Here is a 20,926-nt window from a genome sequence, read left to right on the forward strand (position 1 = left end):
CCGGCCTCCCGCGCTCCGCTGCGCCAGGCGGTCGCCGTGCGGGCGCGTGAGCCGATCGGCTGAACGGCGGGCCCGCGCAGGGCACGGGTGGCGCGGAGATCGGTGGGACGACCGGGCCGCCGGGCCCGACCGGGCCGGGCGCGCGGATACAAGGCGGGTACATGCCGGTCCCGGGCAGTCGCGGCGGGGACGTCGCCGGTCACCGGGGCGAGGACGTCGGCCGGGCGGGGGCGGGCGGGCCGCGCCGGCCGACAACGCGACGCCGCTCCGGACCCGTCCGGCCGGCGGCTGTACCTCGCGTGTACGGAGCCTGTACGTCGCCCGCCGTATCGTTCCGCCGTCCAGCCGCCGAGGACGAGGAAATCGGAGCGACGTCGATGTCGGGACAGCCAGAACGCGGGCACGACGGGGGAGCGGGCCGTTCGGCGGACCTCTTCGCCGTCAGGTCGGGAGAGGTCGAGCAGGCGGAGGTCGAGTCGCTGCGCGACGGGCTGTCGCCCCGCCTCACCGGGGTCAGCCCGGCGCACGTCCAGCGGCTCGCCGGTCTCACCGACGACCTTCCGCCGATCGTGGTGCACCGGTCGTCGCGACGGGTGATCGACGGTTCGCACCGGCTCGCGGCCGTCCGCGCCCGAGGCGAACGGACCGTGCCTGTCGTGTACTTCGACGGCTCGGACGCGGACGCCTTCGTGGCGGCGGTGCGGCTCAACGCCGCACACGGCATGCCGCTGCCGGCGCAGGACCGCGCCGCGGCGGCGCGGCGCATCCTCGCCACCCATCCACACTGGTCGGACCGGTGGATCGCCTCGGTGTGCCGGGTGGCCCCGCGGACCGTCGCCGCCCTGCGGCGGGGTTCAACCGACGACGATGGTCGGCTGAACGCCCGGCTGGGGCGCGACGGCCGCTCCCACCCGGTCTCCGCGGCGGCCGGCCGGCGGCTGGCCGCGGAGATCATGCGGCGGCATCCCGACGTCAGCCTGCGCGAGGTGGCGCGGCGCACCGGCATCTCCGTGGGGACGGCGTTCGACGTGCGCCGCAAGCTCGCCGCGGGCGACGCCGCCGACGCGCATCCGGCGCCGACCGCCGCACCGGTGGGACCCGCGCGCCCGGGAACCGAGCCGGCCTCCGCCGTCCGGGAACGGCTGGCGGTGCTCGCGCGGGACCCGTCGCTGCGCTACACGGACCAGGGCCGGGCGCTGCTCCGGCTGGCGTCCGCAACGCTCGCCTTCGCCCCCCGGGCGGAACTCATCGCCGAGGCGGTGCCGGGCCACTGCCGCGGCTCCCTGCACGCCGTCGCGGTGGCCTGCGCCGGAAGCTGGCGGGCGTTCGCCGAGCACCTCGCCGATCAGGAGCGTACGGCGCATGCGGGATGACCGGGCGGCGCCGGCGCCCCGGCAGTGGACGAGCCTGCACGTGTTCCACGACGGCGACCTCGACGTCGTCGTCACCGACCTGGTCGCGGCGCTGCGGACCCGGCTCGACGCGGAACATGCCTCGGTCGGGACGTTCTTCCTGCGGTACTGGGAGGGCGGGCCGCACCTGCGGATCCGGATCCTCCCCAGGTCCGGGCGGGAGGACGACGTGCGCGCCATCGTCGAGCACCAGGCCGCGGCCTTCCTCGTCCGCCGTCCGGCCCCGGCGCTGCTCACCCAGGAGGAGTACGCCCGGTACGCGCCGGGTCTGGCGGTGGCGGAGGGCATGGCCGACTACGAGCGGATCCGTCGGCCGAACAACTCCTTCGCGCACGTGCCGTACCGGCCCGAGACGCACCGGTACGGCACGGGTGCCTCGTTGCACGCCGCCGAGGACCACTTCGTCACGTGCAGCGACACCGTCCTGCGGCTGCTGGCCGCCGGCGCGACCGCGAACCAGCGCACCACGGCGGCGTTCGCGGTGCTGGCGCTGAGCAGGTGGCTCTGCCCCACGGTCGCTCCGCTGCCGGCGGACGGCGTCGCCTTGACGGCCGTCAGCGGCGGCACCCCGTCGAGCGCCGTGGCGGAGCGCTACCACCGGCAGCGGCACGTGCTGGGTGAACTGGTCGACCGGATGCGGCTGTTCGCCCAGGCGCCGCCCGACAGGCCGACCGGCACCCTCGGCACGTGGGCCGGGGCGATCGCCACCCTGGCCGCGCGGATCGGGGACCCGGCCCTCCGGTGGCGCGTCGTCGACACCTGCGCCCACCTGACCTGCAACCGCCTCGGCGTGGCCGTGGCCGGGGAGCGGGAGTTGCGGCATCTCGTCGACCGCGCGTTCGCCGACCGCACGACCCAGGGGAGACCGGCGTGACCGCGACGTCGTGGCAGAGCATCCACGTGCACCACCACGGGACGGCGACCGACCGGCTGATCGTCGAGGCCGTCCGGCCCCTGTCCCGCGAGCTCGCCGTCCACGGCCACCGCAGCTGGTTCACCCGGCACTGGCGCCAGGGGCCGCACGTCCGGCTGCACGTCGACGCCGACGACCGGGCCCTGCGCGAGGTCGTCGTCCCGCTCACCGCGTCGGTGCTCGAGCCGTACCTGCCGGGGCTGCCGACGGGCGAGGTCGACGTCGAGGCGGTGCTGCCCCTGCACCGCCGGCTGGCCCGGCTCGAACTGGAGGACGGTCCACTGACGCCGTGGCGTCCCGACAACTCGTGGCACGTCGACCGCTACGACGACCGGGTGGCGGTGCACGGCACCGCCGAGGCGTCGGCGTTGACGGCGGACTTCCTGACCGACACGAACGACCACGCCTTCGCGGTGCTCGCCGACGTGGTGGCCGGCGGGAACCTGCACGCGGCGGTCTTCGACACCATGGTCGCGCTGATCAGGCCCGGGATCGACGGCCCCGGAGCGGGACACCTCAGCTACCGTTCCCACGCCGAGGCGCACCTGGCCCAGGCCCCCGACGGCGAGCGACGGCGCCGGGCGTGGGACGGGCACCACCGGGCGAACGCGGCGGCGCTGGAGGCCCGCCTCGCCGCCGTCCTGGCCGGGGGCGACGCGTCGGCCCCGTACGGCCCGGCGTCGTTCGTCGCGGTGCTGGAGCGCTACCAGGCGCGGGGCCGCAGGCTGCACGAGCGGGGCCTGCTGCCGCTCGGCGTAGGCGTGGACGGCAGTGCAACGACCGACGAGGTGCGGACCCGGTTCCGTGAGCTCAGCCCGTTCCACCGCGCCCTCGCCGAGAACGAGCACTGGCTCACCGTGGTGCGGCCGTCCGTGGAGTTCGCGCTCTTCCGGCTCTCGCTGAACCTGATGTACCTGCAGTTCACCAGGATGGGACTGAGTCCCGAGAACCGCTACTTCCTCTGCCACCTGGTCGCCGGCGCGGCGGAGGCCCGGGCCGGCCGCACCGCCGTGGACGTGGTCCGGGCGTTGGGCGCGCCGGCGTGAGCCAGGACCGGTGGGAGACGCTGCGGCTGCGCGCCGGGGTGTCCGTGGTGCATACCGCCGCGGGCACGCACCTGGTCGGGCTGCCCGACCACGAGCCGGTGACCGCGCAGGAGGTCGTTGTGGTGCGTGCGCTGGCGGCGGCGGAGCAGCGGGCCGACGCGCTCGCCCCGTCCACCGCCCCGCTGCTCGCCCGGCTGCGCCGCGAGGGCTGGCTGCGGGTGACGGCCCACGGCCCCGGCGGCCCCGTGCACACCCTGGACCCGCGGCAGCGCCCCGACCGGCCGGAGCCGCACGGCGTGCCACCGGGGCTGCGGCTGTCCCGGTTCACCTCGATCGTCGCCGCGCCCGACGGCGGGCTGCGGGTCACCTCGCCCCGCGCGTGGGCCGAGGTGCTCGTGCGCGAGCCGGCGACGGCCGCCGTGCTGGCCGACCCCGCGACGGAGCGGCCCGCACCCGGCGTGGACGCCGCCGCGTGGCAGCGGTTGCGGCGCGACCTGTGCTGGGCCGGCCTCGCGGTGACCGGGGACGAGGACCTCGACTTCCACGTCCGGCAGTGGTCGCCGGTGGACCTGGAGTTCCACCGGCGCAGCCGGGGCATCGGCGTCGGGCAGCGCTACGGGGCCACCTACTGGGGCCGGGCGTACGCGCCGCCGCCGGCTGGCCGGCCCCCCGCGCGCCGGCCCGTCGTCGCGCTGCCCCGCCCCGACCTGGACCGGCTGCGGCGCGACGACCCGACCCTGACGGCCGTCCTGGAGGCGCGCCGCTCCGCGCGGGAACACCACGACGGGCAGGCGATCACCCTCGACCAGCTCGGCGAGTTCCTGTTCCGCTGCGCGCGGACCGTCCTCGTGGGTGACCTGGACGGCGTGGAGCTGCGCGCCCGCCCGTACCCCAGCGGTGGTGGCCTGCACGAGCTGGAGGTGTACGTGGTCGCCGACCGGGTGGCGGGGTTGGCGGCGGGCACCTACCACTACGACGGGCACGACCACGCGCTCGGCCTGGTCCGGCCGCCCGACGGCGCCTCCCGCCGGCTGCTGCACGCGGCGCGGGACAGCGCCGGGGCCGAGCGCACCCCGCAGGCACTGCTTGTCGTCACCGCCCGGTTCGGCCGGCTGATGTGGAAGTACGAGGGCCTGGCGTACGCGCTCGCGCTCAAGAACCTCGGCGTGCTCGTCCAGACGATGTACCTCGCGGCGACCGCCATGGGGCTCGGCGGCTGCGCCCTCGGCGCCGGTGCGCCGCACGCCTTCACCCACCTCACCGGCGTCGACCCGCTCGTCGAGGACGTCGTCGGCGAATTCACCCTGGGCACCGTCGCCCAGTCACCTCGATAGGAGCCCGTGTGCGGAAACTACGGCTACGCGACCACGTCTACGTGGCACCGACCCCCTCCGGGGCGCACATCCTGACGCTGGACGGACCGGTCTCGCTGACCGGCCCGTCCGTCGCCCGCTGGATCGAGGCGCTGGCGCCCCGGCTGGACGGGCGGTTCTCCGTCGAGGAGATCACCTCGGGGCTGCCCGAGGCGCACGCCGCGATGGCGACGTCGCTGATCACCCGCCTGCGCGAGGCCGGCGTGGTCCGGGAGGTGCCGGACGGCGACGCCCGGGCGATCGCGGACCCGCCGAGCGCCGACGTCGCCGAGCTGTCCTACCTGGATGCCCACGGCGTACCCGCCGAGGCCGCGCTCACCCGGTTCCGTCGGCTCGCCGTCGTGGTGGTCGCCGACGACGACTGGTCGACGGCGGTCGCGGACGCGCTGCGCCGCTGCGGCGCCGCCGACGTGCGCACGCACCCCGCCGCCGACCCGCCCGCCGACGACCTTCCGGTCGACCTGCTGCTGCACGTGACCGGCGCCGCCGACGGGGAGAGCCACCGGCGGATCGAGCGGCTGGCCCGGCGGCGGGGCGCGGCCGCCGCGTACGCCCTGCTCGACGGGGCGGACGTGTGGCTGACGCCGGTGCTGCCGCCCGGCTCCGGCGGGGACGCCGCCCCGGCGCCGTCCTCGCTGCTGGCCCGGCTGCCCGAGGCCCCGCAGACGGCGGCCCCGATCGCCGAGGTGCACCGGACGGTGGCGGTCGCCCAACTCGTCCGCGCCGCGTTCGGTTGGGCCACCGGCACCGGCGCACCGGGCCGGGCCGGGAAGGTCACCCGGCTCGGCCCCGACCTGGTCACCCACCGGCTGCACTGTCTGCCGCACCCGTTCTGCGCCCCCGTCGCCGCGCCCGACCCCGACGGCTTCCTCGCCCGGGTCGCCGCGCTGCGCGGGTCGCCGGCCGTCGCCGACCGTGACTTCTCCACGTCCGCCGTGCGCGCGGCCGACGACACCCTCGGCCCCTTCCGGTACCTGTCCGACGACGCCGTCGCGCAGAGCCCGCTCACGGTCGCGCGGGCGCAGGCCCGCGACCCGCTGGCCCGGGGGCTGGGGTGCGACGCCGCCGGCGCGGCGGTCCGCGCCGTGGCCTTCGACTATCCGACCGCCCGCGTCGAGGCGGCCCGGCGCGCCCTGACCCGGTACGCCGGCCTGGTGGTCGACCCGCGCCGGCTGGTCGACGGGGCCGGCCGCCCGCTCGCGCCCGGCGACGCCGAGGCGGACGACCTGCACCGGCTGCTCCGCGCGGGGCTGCCGGACGGCCACGTGTACGGGCTCGACCTTGTTAGCGGGGCCGTGTTGCCGGTGCCCGTCGCCACGGTCTTCACCCGGCTGGCGGACGCCGTGGCGGCGCCGGTCGGGCTCGGCGAGGGCTTCGGGCCCTCGTGGGACGCGGCGGTCGCCCGCGGCCTGGCCAGCCACTGGTCGTACGACCCCGCGCTGATCGCCGACGCGGCGGGGCGTCCCGTCCGGGTCGAGGCGACGGACCTCGACGACGTCGGCCGACGGTGCCTCACGCTCCTGGCGGAGTTCGGTGAGGTGCCGCAGGTGCACGACCACGGCGGTCGGCACGGCGTCAGCGTCCTCTCCTTCCGGCGCGACGGCGTCACGGTGGCCCGCACCAGCGGCGCCGGGGTGGACGCCTGGCGGCGAGGGCTGCTGGAGGTGACGTTCGTGGTGCAGCGACTGGTCCACGGTGGCGGCTACCGGCCACCGGCCGCCGCCGCGACCCGCGCGGGGACGCCGGCGCCGGTGGACGCCGGGTTCGACGTCGCCGCCGCCGTGGCCGGCCTCGCCGCGACCGGACGACGCGCGGTCGTCGTGCCGCTCGACCACGACCCGGCGGTCGCCGCGATCGCCGCCAACCCGTTGAAGGTGGTGATCGTCAATGGCTGACCGGACGACGGTGTCGGTGCTCGGTGCCGGGCTGATCGCGGAGGCGGTCGCCGCCGGCGCCGGGGTGACGCCCCGGGTGGCCGGACCGGACGAGAGGCTGCCGGCCGGGCCGGTCGTCGTCACCGCGGACGGCTGGGTGCCCCTGGTCACCGACGAGCTGCGGCGGCGGGCGTCCGGACCGGTCCTGCCGGTCCGGGCCGAGCTGGACCGGCTCGTCATCGGGCCGTGGGAGGTCGCCGGGGAACGGGGCTGCGCCCGCTGCGCCGAGCGGCGTCGAGGGCTGGCCAACCCCACGCAGCGCGGCGAGAGCGAGGTCCGGAACCGGCACGCCGCGCGGCTGGCCGAGCCGTCCCCGCTGCTCACCCGCGAGGCCGCCACCGTGGCGGCGGCGCTGGTCGCCGACGACCTGCGCGCCCACGCCGAGGGGCGGGTGCCGCGCAGCCGCGCCGCGATCGTGAAGGTCGACCTGCGCGAGCTGACGGTCACGGTGCACCGGATGCTGCCGTACCCCCGGTGCGAGGTGTGCGGGCCGGAGTGGGTCGACGAGCCGGACCACGCGCTCGCCGACCGGCGGGTGATCCCGACCCACCGGCCGGGCAGCCCCCGGGGTCGCGACCTCGTCGCCGAGCTGGACGCCCTGGTGGACACCTACGTCGACCCGCGTACCGGGATCGTGCGCAAGCTCGCCGACCACACCCTCGGCGGGCAGATCGTCACCGTGGCGGAGCTGGCGGGCAGCGTCGGCGAACGTAACGGCTACGGACGGGCGCCGCAACGCCGGGCGAGCCGGACCACCGCCCTGCTGGAGGCCCTGGAACGCTTCTCGGCCGTGCCGGGGGACCGCCGGTCGGTCACGGTGGGCTCGTACCACGACCTCGCGGACCGGGCGCTGGACCCGCGCACCCTCGGGTTGCACCCGGCCGAGGCGTACGCCGAACCCGACGTCGTGTTCGAGCCCTTCGACCCGGATCGCGCCTACCGCTGGACCTGGGGCTGGTCGTTCCTGCGGCAGAGTCCCCTGCTCGTCCCCGAGACGCTCGCCTACTACGGCAACTACCCGCACGGGCCGGACGGCCACGGCTTCGTCTACGAGATCTCCAACGGCTGCGCCCTGGGCAGCAGCCTGGAGGAGGCCGTCCTCTACGGGACGCTGGAGGTCGCCGAGCGCGACGCCTTCCTGCTGGCCTGGTACGCGCGGCTGCCCCTGCCGGAGATGGACCTCGGCACGCTGGACGTCGAGGCGGCGTTGCAGGTGGCGTCGCTGCGGGCGGAGACCGGCTACCGGATCCGGCTGTTCGACATGACGGCCGAGCAGGGCATCCCGGCGGTGTGGGCGCTGGCCACCGCCCCGGCCGGGTCCGCCGGCGCGGCGCTGGTCTGCACGGCGGGCGCCCACGTGAGCGGCGAACGGGCGACCCGGGCCGCGCTGGCGGAGCTCGGCGGCACCCTGATCGGGGCCGTGCGGCAGTCCGCCGACCCGGACGTCCTGGCGCGGGCGGCCCGCATGGTCGACGACCCCTCGGCGGTGCGGGAGATGGAGGACCACCAGGTGCTCTACTACGACCCGCGGGCCGCGTCGCGGCTGTCGTTCCTCACCGGACGTACGCCCACCCGGGGCCTCGGCGCGGTCGGCGTCGACACCGGCGACTTCGACCACGACGACATCGGGGCGTTGACGCGCGCCGTCGTCGACCGGTACGTCCGGCTCGGGATGGACGTGGTCGTCTTCGACCAGACGCCGGAGGAGTTGCGGCACACGGGCCTGCACGCGGCGAAGGTCCTCGTCCCGGGCACGCTGTCGATGACCTTCGGCCACCGCTACCGCCGAACGGACCTGCCGCGCCTGCGGGAGGCCCGCCGCCGGTGGGGGCTCACGGACAAGCTCCTCGCCGACGCCGACATCAACCCGCATCCGCACCCCTTTCCCTGACGGCCGGAATCACCCTGGAAGGGCTCCCATTCGATATCGGGGGCCCTTTCTTCGGCGTACCCGGCGGTTTCCTTTCGGCGTTCAACGCGCGCATGGACGACCGTGAGATCGGCTGCCAGGATGTGCGCACCGGAATCCGCTACGGATTCCCGGAAGTGGGAAAGGAGAATGAAATGGCGATGAACGAGCACTCGCCGGAGTTCGCGATCAGCGACCTGCCGGTGGACGTCTTCGAACTGTCGACCGCCGGGCTGGAGGTCGAGTCGCTGACCGCCGGTCACGGCATGGTGGAGCACGGCGGATCGAACGCGTGCAACTCCATGGTGCTGGCGTGCAGCTGCGGACAGTGCGCGTGCAGCTCGGGCTCGTGTCACGAGGTCTGGTGACGGCATCGCGTCGACGCGTCGCCGGCGGTACACCGACAGACCGCCGGTGACGCGCTGAGGCGGGTCCGGTCGGGCGGGAGTTTCGCTCGGCCGGACCCGTTCCGCCGGTGCCCGCCGGGGGTGTTCAACACCGTTGCTGGACGCCCCGGAGGGTTCGTGTCACCCTCGCCGGGCCGGGGCCCGTCGTGGCCGGAAAAAAATAGGTGGAGGCAAGATGAAGAAAGAGATGAGCGGCCCGAATTTCGCGATCAGCGACCTGCCGGTCGACGTCTTCGAACTGTCGATCGAGGGGCTGGAGGTGGAATCCCTGACCGCCGGGCACGGTATGCCCGAGCACGGCGCCTCCGGGCACCTTTCCCCGGTCGTCTCGGGATGCAGTTGCGGTTCCGCGTGCTACTTCCACTACTGATGACGGCACGTATCGCGGCGGCCCCTCGCCGGCCCGGAGCCATTCCCGGCACCGTTCGGCGGGAGTCGCGGTGAGCCGGCGCGCGGCGTCGGTGCCGGCGCGGACGCCCGCGGTCCTGCGCCGCGCCGCGCTGCCGGTCGCCGTCCTCGACGCGTTGCGGTTCCCCCGCACGGCGCGGGGGGTCGACGAGGCCGTACGACTGCGGGCCGACATCGTCCGGCGGGGCCGGGACCTCGCCGACGCGCTGCACGCGATGGTCGGTCAGCTTCCGGCCGGGTCCCCCCTGCGACCGCGGATCGTCGGCCTGCGCCGCGCCCTGCACGCTGGCCGGCGCCCGGCCGGCCGGGAGTGGGCGCCCGAGGTCGCCGGCCACCTGCCGGCGGCACTCGCGGAGGCGGTCTCGCGCTGGTCGGTCGACCTCGTGGCGGTCGGGGCCGCCGAGGAGGCCGTCGACGGGCTCCTCGCCGCCGAGCACGAGCAGCGGCGGGCCGCCCTGGTGAAGGCCGCCACCGACCCGAGCTTCCGGGTCGCGCTCGGGGGCACGAGCCCGACCCTCGCCGCCGAGCTGGAGAAGTGGATCGGTCAGCCGCACCGGATCCCCCGGGCCAGGACCACGCTGAGCGTCGCCCGCTACCTGGCCCGCGCGTCGGCGAAGACCAGCCCGCTCAGTGCCTTCCTGACCAGCGGGCCGGTCGAGTGGGTCCCGTACGGTCCCGCACTGGCCGTCCGGCCGGGAGCCGGTCGCGGCGCGTTCGAGTTGTCCTACGCCCACCTGCGCGAGGAGATCGCCCACCTCGTCGTCGGGCACCCCGCCGTGCGGGACGAGGCGCCACTGACGCTCAACCCGACCGCCCACGTCGCCGACGAGCACGTCCTCTACCTTCCCTCCGCAGGCTCGGAGGCACTCTGCGCCGTGCCCGCCCGCCCGTCGGTGCGGAGACTGTTATCGTTGCTCGGCCCCGAACCGCACGGGCTGCCCCGCAGGGAGCTGCGGAACCGCCTCGCCGGTGGCGACGCCCGCCTGCACGAGCAGGTCGACACCTTCCTCGACCACCTGTTCCGCAACGGCCTCGTCGTGCGGGCCCTGCCGGTCGCGCGCATCGAGGACGTGCCCGCCGCGCCGGCCGACTGGCTCGCCGACCGCCTCGCCGGCCGCGCCGCCGGCGAGCATGCCGGCGCCACGGACGAGCATGCCGGCGCCGCCCTGGCCGCCGACCTGACCGCCCTCACCGAGGCCTTGTCGGTACGGCCGTCCGCCGACGACCCGGTGGCCTACGGTGACCACCGCGCTGGGCTGGTCGCCCGGGTGCACGGGCTCACGGCGCACGTTGGCGCGGACGACCGGCGCCGGGCGGTGTTCACCAGTGTCGCCGGCCTCCACGTGCGCGACACGGTCGTCTCGGCGGAGCCGCTGGGGACCTGTTCCGTCGCCGCCTGGCAACCCGTCCTCGACGACCTCGACGCGCTGCGGCGGTGGCTCGCCCCCTGGTCGCCCCTGCTCCCGGTCAGGCTGGCGCTCACCGAGATCCTCGGTGACCGCGTCGCCGCCCGGGGAGCCGTGCCGGTGCTCGAGGTCTACCGCGAATTCCAGGCGGCCCTCGGCGCCGACGGTGAGGCCGGCGGGGAGCTGCGTCGCTGGCTCGCCCCGACGATGCCCTCCTGGCGGGGGGAGAGCCCGTTCGCGTCGGTGCGACGCCTGGGTGGCGTGCTGCGCTCCGCCGCCGGTGCCCTCGCCCCCTTCCCGCTGGCGTCCGGTGAGCCGGGCGTGGCCCGGACGCAGGTGGACGTCGAGCCGCGGGTGCTGCGGGAGGCCGCTGCGGCCTACCCCGCCTGGGTTCCGCCACTGCGCTCGATCGGCGTGCTGCTCCAGCCCACAGGCGAGGACGCCGGCGGACCCAGGGCGGTGGTCAACTCGGTCCGGACGGGCTTCGGTTCGCTGCGGGCCCGCATCGATCACCTCGCCGGTGTGCCCGGGGCGGGGCTGATCGCCGACGAGGGCAGCGGCCCGATCTACGCCGGCCTGCGCAACCGGTTCGGGATGTCGATCAACGACCACCGTCCCCGGCTGCCGTACGAGATCGTCGACGTCCCGTACCTGCCGCCCGGGCCGGGCGCGCCCCGACGGCTGGCGGTCGGTGACCTGGTCGTGCGGCACGAGGAGGAGACCGGGCTGCTCGCGCTCTGGTCGGTGGCGCACCGGCGCTTCGTGCGCGTCGTGCACACCGGCATGGGGGCCTCGGCCTACCTGCCGATGTTCGCCCAACTGCTGACGACGCTCTCCGGCGAGCTTCCGTCGCACCTGCCCGTGCCGCCGGTCGCCGGGGTGCGGACCGTGGACACCGGGGACGGGCGGCGGGACTGGCCCCGGCTCGTCGCGGGCCGGCTCACCCTCCGCCGCTCCCGGATCCATCTGGCCGCCGCCCGCGTACCCGTGCCGCAGCCCCACGAGAGCGACGGCCGCTTCCTGCTGCGGCTGGCGGAGTGGCGGCGGGCGGAGCAGCTGCCCCGGCGGGTCTTCTTCCGGGTCTCCCGCGACGACTCCGGCGTCGAGCCCCTCCCGCCGGTCGGACCGGCCGGGGCCTACTGGGCGGGAAACAAGTGGCACAAGCCGATCTATCTCGACTTCGACAGCTGGTTCCTGGTCCAGGGTCTCGTCGCCGCGGTCCGTCGGCCCGGTACCACCGGGATCTCCTTCGACGAGGCGCTGCCCGACCCGCTGGCGCCGGGCACCGGCCCGGAGCATCACGTCAGCGAGCTGGTCCTCGACGTCGCCGGCGCGGACTGACGAGGGCTCGTCCCGGCGCGGAGACGACGGTGGGGAGGGACGGTGATCCGTCCCTCCCCACCGTCGACCGTGCCGCTCAGGACAGGAACTTGTCCAGGGCGGCCTCGATGCTGCCGGAGTCCGGCGCCGCGTGCGACTTCATGGTGGTCTTGTTGTACGAGATGAAGCTCGGGCAGCGCGCCGCCGGGGCGCTGACGGTGCCGCCGTCGCCGATCTTCTCGCCGGTCTTCGCGGCGTAGAAGGTCAGGGTGTAGCGCGACGAGATGTAGTCGATGGTGACCTGCTTGCCGGCGCTGTCCTTGTACTGGCACTTCTTCGGCGCGCCCTCGCTGCCCTCGACGAACTTGAGGCAGCCGACCACGGACACCGTCTGGAAGTCGGCGCTCTTGGCGTAGTACGGCTTGTTCGAGGCGACCGACTTCGACGACCAGAAGTTCGGCCGGTCGGGGTTGTTCGAGAACGTGTACGCCTTGGCGCCGGACGGGCCGTTGTAGGTGGCCGCGTTCAGGATCTGGCCGCCGTCGCAGACGTTGGACAGGTCGCTGGAGTAGCGGGCGGTGACCGCGTTGTTGTTCGGCTCCTGCGTCTCCTGCTGCCCCGGGGTGGGGGAGGCGTCCGTGCCCGGCGTGCTGCTGGTGCCGGCGTCGGGGCTGGGACCGCCGGTCGCGACGATGGTGGGCTCGTCGTCGTCACCGTTGACCAGGACGAGGCCGATGCCGGCGCCGCAGATGGCGAGCACGAGGACCACCGCGCCGGCGACCAGTCCGATGACCAGGCCCTTGTTCGACTTCTTCGGCGGCGGGAAGGGAGCGCCGAACTGCGGCGCCTGCGCTGGCTGCCCGTAACCCGGGTACCCGCCCTGCTGCGGGGCCGGCGGCCCGCTCCAGGGGGTGACGTTCGGGTCCGGCTGCTGCCCTCCGTACGGAGGGTAACTGTCGCTCATGTGAAGCCCTTATCGCTGTCGACGTGTGCCCAGGCACGGGATCAGGGATCAGGGTAGTGAGCGCCGCAAACCGTGACGATGGGCGGCTGAATTCGATAGAGGCACAGTTCGGTACCGACGGCGTCACGCGTGACTCTACGTACGAGTTACGGGCCAGTACGTGGCGAGATGCCCACAGATCCGGGGGTCGCGGACCGTGTGGATCCGGGCCGCCGGAAGGGAATTCCGTTGTGCGGCCCCGGGTGCGGACCGATGGGCGGGTCCAAGCCGGTGGTGTGACCAACATCACTCATTCGTGAACCGAGATGTAGCTGACATTCCGCTAGGAAGACCGCGACCGCCGGCCCGGACGCCTGCTCTGGGCGTCCGGGCCGACCGCGCCGGTGCCGTGCTGGTGAGGGGCGGATGTCAGGCGGGCGCGCAGGTCACCGTCGTCGTGGCGGCGCCCCCGGTGGTGCTGCCGAGGAAGCCGAAGGTGGCCTGCGCGCCGGGGGCGAGGGCGCCGTTCCAGTCCACGTGGCGGGCGGTGACCTCGGCCCCGTCCTGCGTCAGCCGGGTGTTCCAGGACTGGCTGATCCGCTGACCGTCGGTGAACGCGAAGCGGACGGTCCATCCGGAGATCGGCGCGGCGCCGGAGTTACGTACCGTCACCTCGCCCTGGAAGCCGCCCTGCCACTGGCCCGCCACCCGATAGCTCGCGGCGCAGCCGTCAGCCGGGCCGGTGGGCGTCGGCGTCGGGCTGGCGGTGGGCGTCGGGCTGGCGGTGGGTGTCGGAGTGACGCCGCCCAGCGCCGCGGCCAGGGCCGGGTACCAGCGGTCGGCCATCTTCTGGTCGCCGGCCGCGTTCGGGTGTACGCCGTCGTAGGTGTCGGTGGCCGTGCTGAACCCGGTCCACTGGTCGACCACCACCACCGGCGAGGCGGGGGTGCCGGTCGCCGCCGCCCAGCCGTCGATCGCGCCGTTGAGGGCCGTCACCCGCTGGCCGCACTCCGGGCACGTGGGCGGCGCCATGGGGATGATCTTCGCGACGAGGACCCGCATCGCCGGGTTGCTGGCCCGCATCTGGTCCACCAGCCTGCCGTACGCGGCGAGGATCGTGGCCGGCGGGATGTTGCTCCACACGTCGTTGGTGCCGAAGTGCATCAGGACGATGTCGGGCCGGGTGGCGGCGAGCCAGCCCGGCAGCAGGTTCTGGTTGGCCACGTTGGTCACCAGGTAGCCGCCGTGCCCCTCGTTGTCGCCGTCGTGGGGCTGGCCGCAGCCCTGCGGGCCGAGCGTCCCGACGAAGTCGACGTCGGTGTGGCCGGTGGCCTGGAGGCGGTTCCAGAGCACGGAGCGCCAGCAGCCGGGGGACCCGGTGATCGAGTCGCCCAGCGGCATCACCCGTACGGGCGCGGCGACCGCCGGCAGCGCGGGGGAGGGGGCGGTGAGCCCGGCGGCGAGGGTGAGGGGGATCGCCGCCAGCGCGGCGAGCAGGGCGTGGAGCAGGGGCCTTCGGAGCATGGTGGAGGAACTCCTGTCACAGGTCGAGGTGCGATGTGTGACGGCCCGGTGCTCCCCCGACAGTCAACCAGCAAAGTCGACGCATCTCAATGGAATCCCGTTTCACGCAAGGCATTCACGGCCAATGCTTTTCAACATCTTCCTCATATCGTGAACATCAACAAAATTCACGATCATGAATGTGGCGGCTAAGGTTTGCTCATCGTCCAGACCGCCTGTCGGGTGTGCCACGAGCCACCCGGGGGCCACCACAGTAGGAGGACCGGGAGATGTCACTCCCTCGCACTCATCGGCGGACCCTCGCCGCTGCGGCCAGCGTGTTCGCCAGCGCCGCCATGGTCACCACCATGATCGGCGCACCGGCGGCGGCCTCGGCCACCGGCGAGATCCTCAGCGCCGGTGGCGCGACCGCCGTGGCCGACAGCTACATCGTGGTACTCAAGGACACCAGCGTCGGCGGTCGCGCCGGCACCCGGCAGGGCGAGGTGAAGAGCACGGCGGGCTCCCTCGCCGCCCGCTTCGGCGGCAGCGTCGGGCACGTCTACGGTGACGCGCTCAACGGCTTCGAGGTGAAGCTCTCCGAGCGGGCCGCCAAGCGCCTCGCCGCGCACCCCGACGTCGCCTACGTCGAGCAGAACCACACCGTGACGACGACGGCCACCCAGAACAACCCGCCGTGGGGCCTGGACCGCATCGACCAGCGGAACCTCCCGCTGAGCCGTACCTACACCTGGAACAGCAGCGGCACCGGCGTGACGGCGTACATCATCGACACCGGCATCCGGACCACCCACGTCGACTTCGCCGGTCAGGCCGTCGACGGCTACGACGCGATCGACAACGCGCTGCCGGCCGCCGACTGCAACGGCCACGGCACCCACGTCGCGGGCACCGTCGGCGGCAACACCTACGGCGTGGCGAAGGACGTCCGGCTGGTGGCCGTCCGCGTGCTGAACTGCCAGGGCAGCGGCACCTGGGCGCAGGTCATCGCCGGCATCAACTGGGTGACCTCGAACCACCAGGCGGGCCAGCCGGCGGTGGCGAACATGAGCCTCGGCGGTTCGACCAACGCCGCCCTGAACACCGCCGTGGCGAACTCGATCGCCGACGGCATCACCTACGCCGTGGCCTCCGGCAACTCGAACGCCAACGCCTGCAACTTCTCGCCGGCCTCCGTGCCGACGGCGCTGACCGTCAACGCCTCGCAGAGCAACGACGCCCGCGCGTCGTTCTCCAACTACGGCACCTGCACCGACCTGTTCGCCCCCGGCGTGGGCGTGCTGTCGGCCTGGTCCACCAGCGACACCGCCACCTCGTCCATCAGCGGCACCTCGATGGCCTCGCCGCACGTCGCCGGCGCGGCTGCCCGGGTGCTCAGCGTCAACCCGAGCTGGACGCCCGCCCAGGTCCACTCGTACATCGTCAGCCAGGCCACCCCGAACGTGATCACCAACCCGGGCACCGGTTCGCCGAACCGCCTGCTCTACCTGGCTCCCACCTTCTGACCGACACCGTCGGCACACCGGCCCCGGGGCGTCCGCGCCCCGGGGCCGGCGCGCGTGCGGAAGACGTCGACGGGTGTCCATGTTGCGGGGAGCCCGGGGCGCGCCTAAGCTGCCGTCAGTGGGAGCGCTCCCGGGCCCGTGGGCGGGGATCTGTCGCGAGGCTCCTGGCCCGACGACCCGCCTGCGGGCCGTCGGCGTACGAACTGCCGTACCCGTCGGGCGGACGTGGCGTCCCGCCGCCCTGCGCTGCCGGCACCCCCACCACCGATCGGAAGCGAAGGCACCCGTATGAAGCTCCTACCGCGCCCGTCCCGGCGCACCCTGGTCATGGCCGGCGCGGTCGGCGCGCTGACCGTCGCGGCGTCGGCCGCGGTCCCGGTCGCCAGCGCCCAGGCCGCCACCGGCTGCGCCGTCACCTACACCACCAGCAGCTGGTCCGGCGGCTTCACCGCCAACATCACGATCAAGAACCTGGGCGACGCGGTCGACGGCTGGACGCTCGGCTTCGCCTTCCCCGACGCCGGCCAACGGGTCGGCCAGGGCTGGTCGGCGACCTGGAGCCAGGCCGGCGCCGCCGTCACCGCGCGCAACGTGAGCTGGAACGGCGCGCTGGCGACCGGTGCGTCGACCAGCATCGGGTTCAACGGCACGTGGAGCGCCGCCAACCCCGCGCCGACGGCGTTCACCCTCAACGGCACCGCCTGCACGGGCGCGACCACGCCGACCACCCCGCCGGCCCCCACCACGCCGCCGCCCACCACGCCGCCGCCCACGACCCCGCCGCCGACGACCCCGCCGCCGGGCGGTCAGACGCCGGTCGCGATCAACGGCCAGCTGCGGGTGTGCGGGGCCAACCTGTGCAACCAGTACGGCAAGCCGATCCAGTTGCGCGGCATGAGCACCCACGGCATCCAGTGGTTCGCCAACTGCCTCAACGACGCCTCGCTCGACGCGCTCGCCGACGACTGGCGGGCCGACCTGCTGCGGATCGCCATGTACGTCCAGGAGGACGGCTACGAGACCGACCCGGCCGGCTTCACCAACCGGGTCAACACCCTGGTCGACGAGGCCGAGCAGCGCGGCATGTACGCGCTGATCGACTTCCACACCCTGACGCCGGGCGACCCGATGCACAACCTCGCCCGGGCCAAGACCTTCTTCGCCGCCGTCTCCGCCCGCAACGCCGCCAAGAAGAACGTCATCTACGAGATCGCCAACGAGCCCAACGGCGTCAGCTGGGCGACCATCAAGAGCTACGCCGAGCAGGTCATTCCGGTGATCCGCGCCAACGACCCGGACGCGGTGGTCGTGGTCGGCACCCGCGGCTGGTCCTCGCTGGGCGTCTCCGACGGCTCCAACGCCAACGAGGTCATCAACAACCCGGTGAACGCGACCAACGTGATGTACACGTTCCACTTCTACGCCGCGTCCCACCGGGACAACTACCGGGCCGAGGTGGAGCGGGCCGCCGCCCGGTTGCCGCTGTTCGTCACCGAGTTCGGCACGGTGGACTACACCGGTGACGGTGGGGTCGACGCCGCCAGCAGCAACGCCTGGCTCGACCTGTTGGACCGCCTGAAGATCAGCTACGCGAACTGGACCTACTCGGACAAGGCCGAGGGCAGCGCCGCGCTGCGGCCGGGCACCTGTGCCGGGGGCACCTACACCGGCCCGGGCGTGCTCACCGAGTCGGGCGCCCTGATCCGGGACCGCATCCGTACGCCGGACAACTTCCCCACCGCCTGATCCCGTTCCCACGTGAGGCCCCGCCACACCCGGCGGGGCCTCGCCGTGCTCCCTTGAACGAACGGGGCGCCGGCCGGCGGAGGACCCGCCGCGGGGCCCTGTCGGGCTGATGTCGTGGACGATTCACCGCCGCCCGCCGCCCGCCGCCCGCCGCCCGCCGCCCGCCGCCCGCCGCCCGCCGCCCGCCGCCCGCCGCCCGCCGCCCGGAAACCGCCTGATGTCACAGACGACTCAGCTCGACAGCGTCGCGCGACCCTTCCACCGCGGACCGGCTCGGCGGCCACACCGCAGCGCGGAGCGCGGAACCGCCCGTCACCGGGCCGGCGCTCGCGTGACCGACCGCAGCCGGCCGGTCGCACCGCGCCCTCAGGCCGGCACGGCGTGGTCCGCCTCGAACCGCTCCCGGGTGAGGAACGCCAGCTGGGCCCGCTTGTCGGGCATGTCGATCTCGTCGGCGAAGGTGAAGCCCTCCCGCCGCAGCCGGTCGAGCGCGCGCTCGTTGCGGACGTCGGGCTCGACGACGATCCGGAGCCGGGTGGGGTCGGCGAACAGGTAGCGGGCGAGGGCGGGGCCGATGGCGGTGGTGAGGCCCTTCGGCGGGCGCCTCCCGGGAGCGAGCAGCAGGTGCATGCCGACGTCGCCGGGCCGCACGGTGTAGCGCTCGCCGACCGGGTCCGCCTCCGGCTGGTAGGTCTGGAACAGGCCGATCGGCGCGTCGTCGAGCATGACCAGGTACGCGTGGTGGGTGTCGAGGCCGTCGACGAACTCGTAGATCTCCCGCACCTCGTCGACCGAGTGCGAACCCATGCCCCAGAACGCCGCCCGGGGCTCGGTCACCCAGCCGTGCACCAGCTCCGCGTGGGCCTTCGGGTCCAGCGCGACGAGCGACAGCTCGCCGAAGCCGGGGATGTTCTCCTGATATGTCACGGTGTCGCGTCTCCTGGTTCTGGGGTGAGTTCTCGCCAGTCGGTGACCACCGGAACCAGCTCGCCGCCGGCCCACAGTGGCAGTTGGTCGTCGAAGTGCGGGTCGCCGGGGCGCCCGGACGCGCCGAAGGGGACGATCCAGCGGCTCTCGGCGGGGTCGGTCAGGTCCCACACGTAGCGGGCCACCGGGCCCCGCCAGCACGCGTCGGACACGCCGGGCACGCTCGACGTGGCCAGCACGCAGTCGGCGTCGCCGGCCAGCTCGACCCGCTCCCGCATGCCCCGTACCGCCTCGTCGGTGGCCGCCGCCACGCCGAGGTGGACGGGGTGCAGCACGTGCCGCCGGCCCCACGGCCCCGGCGGGTCGCCCGCCGCGACGTCCTCGAGCGCCCCGGCCGCCACGGGACCGATCTCGCCGCCGAGGCGGTGCAGCCCGGTGGCCACCCCCTCCAGGGCGTGGCCGATGCGGGACAGCGGGTCGGTCCACGGCGCGAACAGGCCGTCGAACGCGCTCGGGGCGTCGCGCAGCGGACGCAGGCACGGGTGGTCGTACAACCTGCGGGCCAGGGCCGCGCGCCAGGCGGCCCAGGCGCCGGCGTCGGCGCTGTCGGCCCGCATGTCCCCGTCCCACGTGGCCAGCCGGTCCCGCAGCCGCCGGGCCGGCCCGCTGAGCCCGCCGGGGTCGACCCGGTCGAGCAGGCCGCGCAGCGCCCCGGCCGCCAGCCGGGTGTCCATGTGTACGGCCTCCGCCCGGGCGCCGTCGGCGAGCAGGGCGCGGATGCGGCGGGCCCGGTGCGGCGGGGCGAAGCCGGTGCCGAGGTCCGCCACGTCGGGGCGGCGGTCGTTGGCGCAGACCGCGAACCCGTCGACGGCGGTGCGTCGCGGCTCGGCGTAGCCGCCCTGCCACCGGTACCGGGGATCGTCGCCGGGCACCGGCTCCCGGCGGCACCGGTCGTCGCGGAGCGGGACGAGGCCGGCGACCAACTGGTGAACCGTTCCGCGCCGGTCGGCGACCAGGACGCTGTTGACCGGCTCGACCCAGTCGCGCAGCGCGTCGGCGACATCGTCGGCGCTGCGGGCGCGCAGCAGCGGCAGCAGCGCGTCGAAGCCCAGGCGCTGCTCGACCCGGCTGGGGGTACGCAGGCTGATCGCCTCGCCGGTGTTCCGGTCGTGGTCGACGACCGGCCCGCGCGGCGTCTCGATCACCTCGACGGACTCCGCTTCGCCGCCGCGGACCTCGATCCGCTCGACGTGCCGGTGCGCCGGCACCCAGCCGTCCGCCTCGCGGACCAGCACCCGGTCGCCGTCGCGGCGCAGCTGTTCGCGGTAGAGGTCCTGGTAGTCGGCCATCGCGTTGGTGACGGCCCAGGCGACCTCGCCGGCGTGTCCGAAGTGGGGGAGGCCGGGCACGCCGGGGAACGCGAAGCCGAACACGTCGAACTCGGGGCAGGCCAGGCGCACCTGGTGGTAGATGCCGGGCAGTTCGAGGATGCGGTGCGGGTCGCCGGCGATGACGGGCGCCCGTCCGGTGCCGGGGTCGCCGGGCACGGCCCAGGCGTTGCTGCCCGACCCGTCGGGGCCCTCGACGGCGAACAGGTCCGTCGCGGACGGGCCGAGGGTGGCGGCGACGTGGGCGTGCCACAGCTTGTTGGGGAAGGTGGAGAAGAGCACGTGCTGGACGAGGAAGACCCCCAGCGGCGACCACGGCCGCCACCGGCCCGGGGCGCAACCGACCGCCGCGAACTCGGGTGCCGCGGCGGCGCCCTCGGCGAGTCCCTCGTTGACCCCGTCGACGTAGGCGCCGACCCACTGCCGGGTGGCGGGGGCGAGCCGCTCGTAGCAGCGCCGGGCGGTGTCGTCGAGGCGGGCCCGGCGGGCGAAGCGGTCCCAGCCCAGCTCGGCGGGGCCGACCCGCTCGGCGAGCCGGCCCTCGGAGCGACACCGTTCCACTTCGATCTGCCAGGCCCGGTCGACGGCGGCGACCCGGCCCTGCAACCGGGCGAGGCCGTCGACGCTGTCGGCGCTCAGGTGCGGCACACCCCACCGGTCGCGATGGACGCCGGTCATCGTCGCGCCGGGCGGATGGGCGGTCGTCCCGCCTGCCACAGGAATGTCAACTTAGGCTACCCTCCCCTAACTGAGGCAGACCTTACC

Annotated in this window: 15 protein-coding genes; 11 read left to right on the plus strand and 4 right to left on the minus strand. The window is 74.7% G+C overall.

All coding sequences use genetic code 11. From position 1 onward, the window contains the following. Nucleotides 1–377 precede the first annotated feature (377 nt). The 9 genes from ACLQ20_RS25405 (at nucleotide 378) to ACLQ20_RS25445 (ending at nucleotide 12,149) form a co-directional block, all read left to right on the plus strand. Complete coding sequence (locus ACLQ20_RS25405) at nucleotides 378–1,373, plus strand: ParB/RepB/Spo0J family partition protein (protein WP_327027990.1); 996 nt, start codon at nucleotides 378–380, stop codon at nucleotides 1,371–1,373. Continuing rightward, nucleotides 1,363–2,286, plus strand: a complete 924-nt coding sequence (locus ACLQ20_RS25410) for a thiopeptide-type bacteriocin biosynthesis protein (RefSeq protein WP_327027991.1) — start codon at nucleotides 1,363–1,365, stop codon at nucleotides 2,284–2,286. Before ACLQ20_RS25405 ends, ACLQ20_RS25410 begins: the two co-directional genes overlap by 11 nt. Further along, nucleotides 2,283–3,371, plus strand: a complete 1,089-nt coding sequence (locus ACLQ20_RS25415; protein ID WP_327027993.1) for a thiopeptide maturation pyridine synthase — start codon at nucleotides 2,283–2,285, stop codon at nucleotides 3,369–3,371. The genes ACLQ20_RS25410 and ACLQ20_RS25415 overlap by 4 nt, the downstream gene beginning before the upstream one ends. Next, the gene (locus tag ACLQ20_RS25420) at nucleotides 3,368–4,705 is read left to right on the plus strand and encodes a SagB family peptide dehydrogenase (RefSeq protein WP_358120394.1); all 1,338 of its coding nucleotides are present in this window, start codon (nucleotides 3,368–3,370) and stop codon (nucleotides 4,703–4,705) included. The genes ACLQ20_RS25415 and ACLQ20_RS25420 overlap by 4 nt, the downstream gene beginning before the upstream one ends. An 8-nt stretch (nucleotides 4,706–4,713) precedes the next feature. Then, a complete protein-coding gene (locus ACLQ20_RS25425) occupies nucleotides 4,714–6,639 on the plus strand; it encodes a hypothetical protein (RefSeq protein ID WP_358120391.1) in 1,926 nt (641 codons plus the stop codon). Beyond that, nucleotides 6,632–8,569, plus strand: a complete 1,938-nt coding sequence (locus tag ACLQ20_RS25430) for a TOMM precursor leader peptide-binding protein (RefSeq protein WP_358120388.1) — start codon at nucleotides 6,632–6,634, stop codon at nucleotides 8,567–8,569. Before ACLQ20_RS25425 ends, ACLQ20_RS25430 begins: the two co-directional genes overlap by 8 nt. A gap of 173 nt (nucleotides 8,570–8,742) precedes the next feature. Beyond that, complete coding sequence (locus ACLQ20_RS25435) at nucleotides 8,743–8,955, plus strand: thiomuracin/GE37468 family thiazolyl RiPP peptide (protein WP_192581497.1); 213 nt, start codon at nucleotides 8,743–8,745, stop codon at nucleotides 8,953–8,955. Nucleotides 8,956–9,169: 214 nt separating this feature from the next. After that, a complete protein-coding gene (locus tag ACLQ20_RS25440) occupies nucleotides 9,170–9,364 on the plus strand; it encodes a thiomuracin/GE37468 family thiazolyl RiPP peptide (protein WP_151456127.1) in 195 nt (64 codons plus the stop codon). Between the two features lie 70 nt (nucleotides 9,365–9,434). After that, the gene (locus tag ACLQ20_RS25445; protein WP_425857892.1) at nucleotides 9,435–12,149 is read left to right on the plus strand and encodes a hypothetical protein; all 2,715 of its coding nucleotides are present in this window, start codon (nucleotides 9,435–9,437) and stop codon (nucleotides 12,147–12,149) included. A 76-nt stretch (nucleotides 12,150–12,225) separates the two neighbouring features. Here the strand turns inward: ACLQ20_RS25445 and ACLQ20_RS25450 are convergent, their stop codons facing one another. Together ACLQ20_RS25450 and ACLQ20_RS25455 are read right to left on the minus strand one after the other, a co-directional pair. After that, a complete protein-coding gene (locus ACLQ20_RS25450) occupies nucleotides 12,226–13,092 on the minus strand; it encodes a hypothetical protein (protein ID WP_151456125.1) in 867 nt (288 codons plus the stop codon). Nucleotides 13,093–13,500: 408 nt separating this feature from the next. Beyond that, nucleotides 13,501–14,595 (minus strand): cellulose binding domain-containing protein, encoded by a 1,095-nt coding sequence (locus ACLQ20_RS25455; RefSeq protein WP_425857893.1) that lies wholly within the window; start codon nucleotides 14,593–14,595, stop codon nucleotides 13,501–13,503. A gap of 269 nt (nucleotides 14,596–14,864) precedes the next feature. Between ACLQ20_RS25455 and ACLQ20_RS25460 the strand changes: the two genes are divergently transcribed. After that, complete coding sequence (locus ACLQ20_RS25460) at nucleotides 14,865–16,100, plus strand: S8 family peptidase (protein WP_151457771.1); 1,236 nt, start codon at nucleotides 14,865–14,867, stop codon at nucleotides 16,098–16,100. A gap of 288 nt (nucleotides 16,101–16,388) precedes the next feature. Then, entirely contained in the window at nucleotides 16,389–17,846 is a 1,458-nt protein-coding gene (locus ACLQ20_RS25465; RefSeq protein ID WP_425857894.1) for a cellulase family glycosylhydrolase, read from the plus strand. 366 nt (nucleotides 17,847–18,212) lie between these two features. Here ACLQ20_RS25465 and ACLQ20_RS25470 read toward each other — a convergent pair whose 3' ends face one another. Beyond that, nucleotides 18,213–18,773, minus strand: a complete 561-nt coding sequence (locus ACLQ20_RS25470) for a GNAT family N-acetyltransferase (protein ID WP_151455077.1) — start codon at nucleotides 18,771–18,773, stop codon at nucleotides 18,213–18,215. Continuing rightward, nucleotides 18,770–20,839 carry a penicillin acylase family protein gene (locus tag ACLQ20_RS25475; RefSeq protein ID WP_425857895.1) on the minus strand — a complete coding sequence of 690 codons (2,070 nt, stop codon included), beginning with the start codon at nucleotides 20,837–20,839 and terminating at the stop codon, nucleotides 18,770–18,772. The genes ACLQ20_RS25470 and ACLQ20_RS25475 overlap by 4 nt, the downstream gene beginning before the upstream one ends. Nucleotides 20,840–20,926: the final 87 nt, after the last annotated feature.

The organism is Micromonospora sp. DT46 (assembly GCF_049841735.1).
Classification (GTDB): Bacteria; Actinomycetota; Actinomycetes; order Mycobacteriales; family Micromonosporaceae; genus Micromonospora; species Micromonospora reichwaldensis.

Bases quoted from the DNA above. Each gene is read 5' to 3' on its own strand.
- ACLQ20_RS25430 (WP_358120388.1), top strand. From the start codon at position 6,632: ATGGCTGACCGGACGACGGTGTCGGTGCTCGGTGCCGGGCTGATCGCG.
- ACLQ20_RS25410 (WP_327027991.1), top strand. From the start codon at position 1,363: ATGCGGGATGACCGGGCGGCGCCGGCGCCCCGGCAGTGGACGAGCCTG.
- ACLQ20_RS25465 (WP_425857894.1), top strand. From the start codon at position 16,389: ATGAAGCTCCTACCGCGCCCGTCCCGGCGCACCCTGGTCATGGCCGGC.
- ACLQ20_RS25435 (WP_192581497.1), top strand. From the start codon at position 8,743: ATGGCGATGAACGAGCACTCGCCGGAGTTCGCGATCAGCGACCTGCCG.
- ACLQ20_RS25460 (WP_151457771.1), top strand. From the start codon at position 14,865: ATGTCACTCCCTCGCACTCATCGGCGGACCCTCGCCGCTGCGGCCAGC.
- ACLQ20_RS25450 (WP_151456125.1), bottom strand. From the start codon at position 13,092: ATGAGCGACAGTTACCCTCCGTACGGAGGGCAGCAGCCGGACCCGAAC.
- ACLQ20_RS25405 (WP_327027990.1), top strand. From the start codon at position 378: ATGTCGGGACAGCCAGAACGCGGGCACGACGGGGGAGCGGGCCGTTCG.
- ACLQ20_RS25455 (WP_425857893.1), bottom strand. From the start codon at position 14,595: ATGCTCCGAAGGCCCCTGCTCCACGCCCTGCTCGCCGCGCTGGCGGCG.
- ACLQ20_RS25475 (WP_425857895.1), bottom strand. From the start codon at position 20,839: ATGACCGGCGTCCATCGCGACCGGTGGGGTGTGCCGCACCTGAGCGCC.
- ACLQ20_RS25440 (WP_151456127.1), top strand. From the start codon at position 9,170: ATGAAGAAAGAGATGAGCGGCCCGAATTTCGCGATCAGCGACCTGCCG.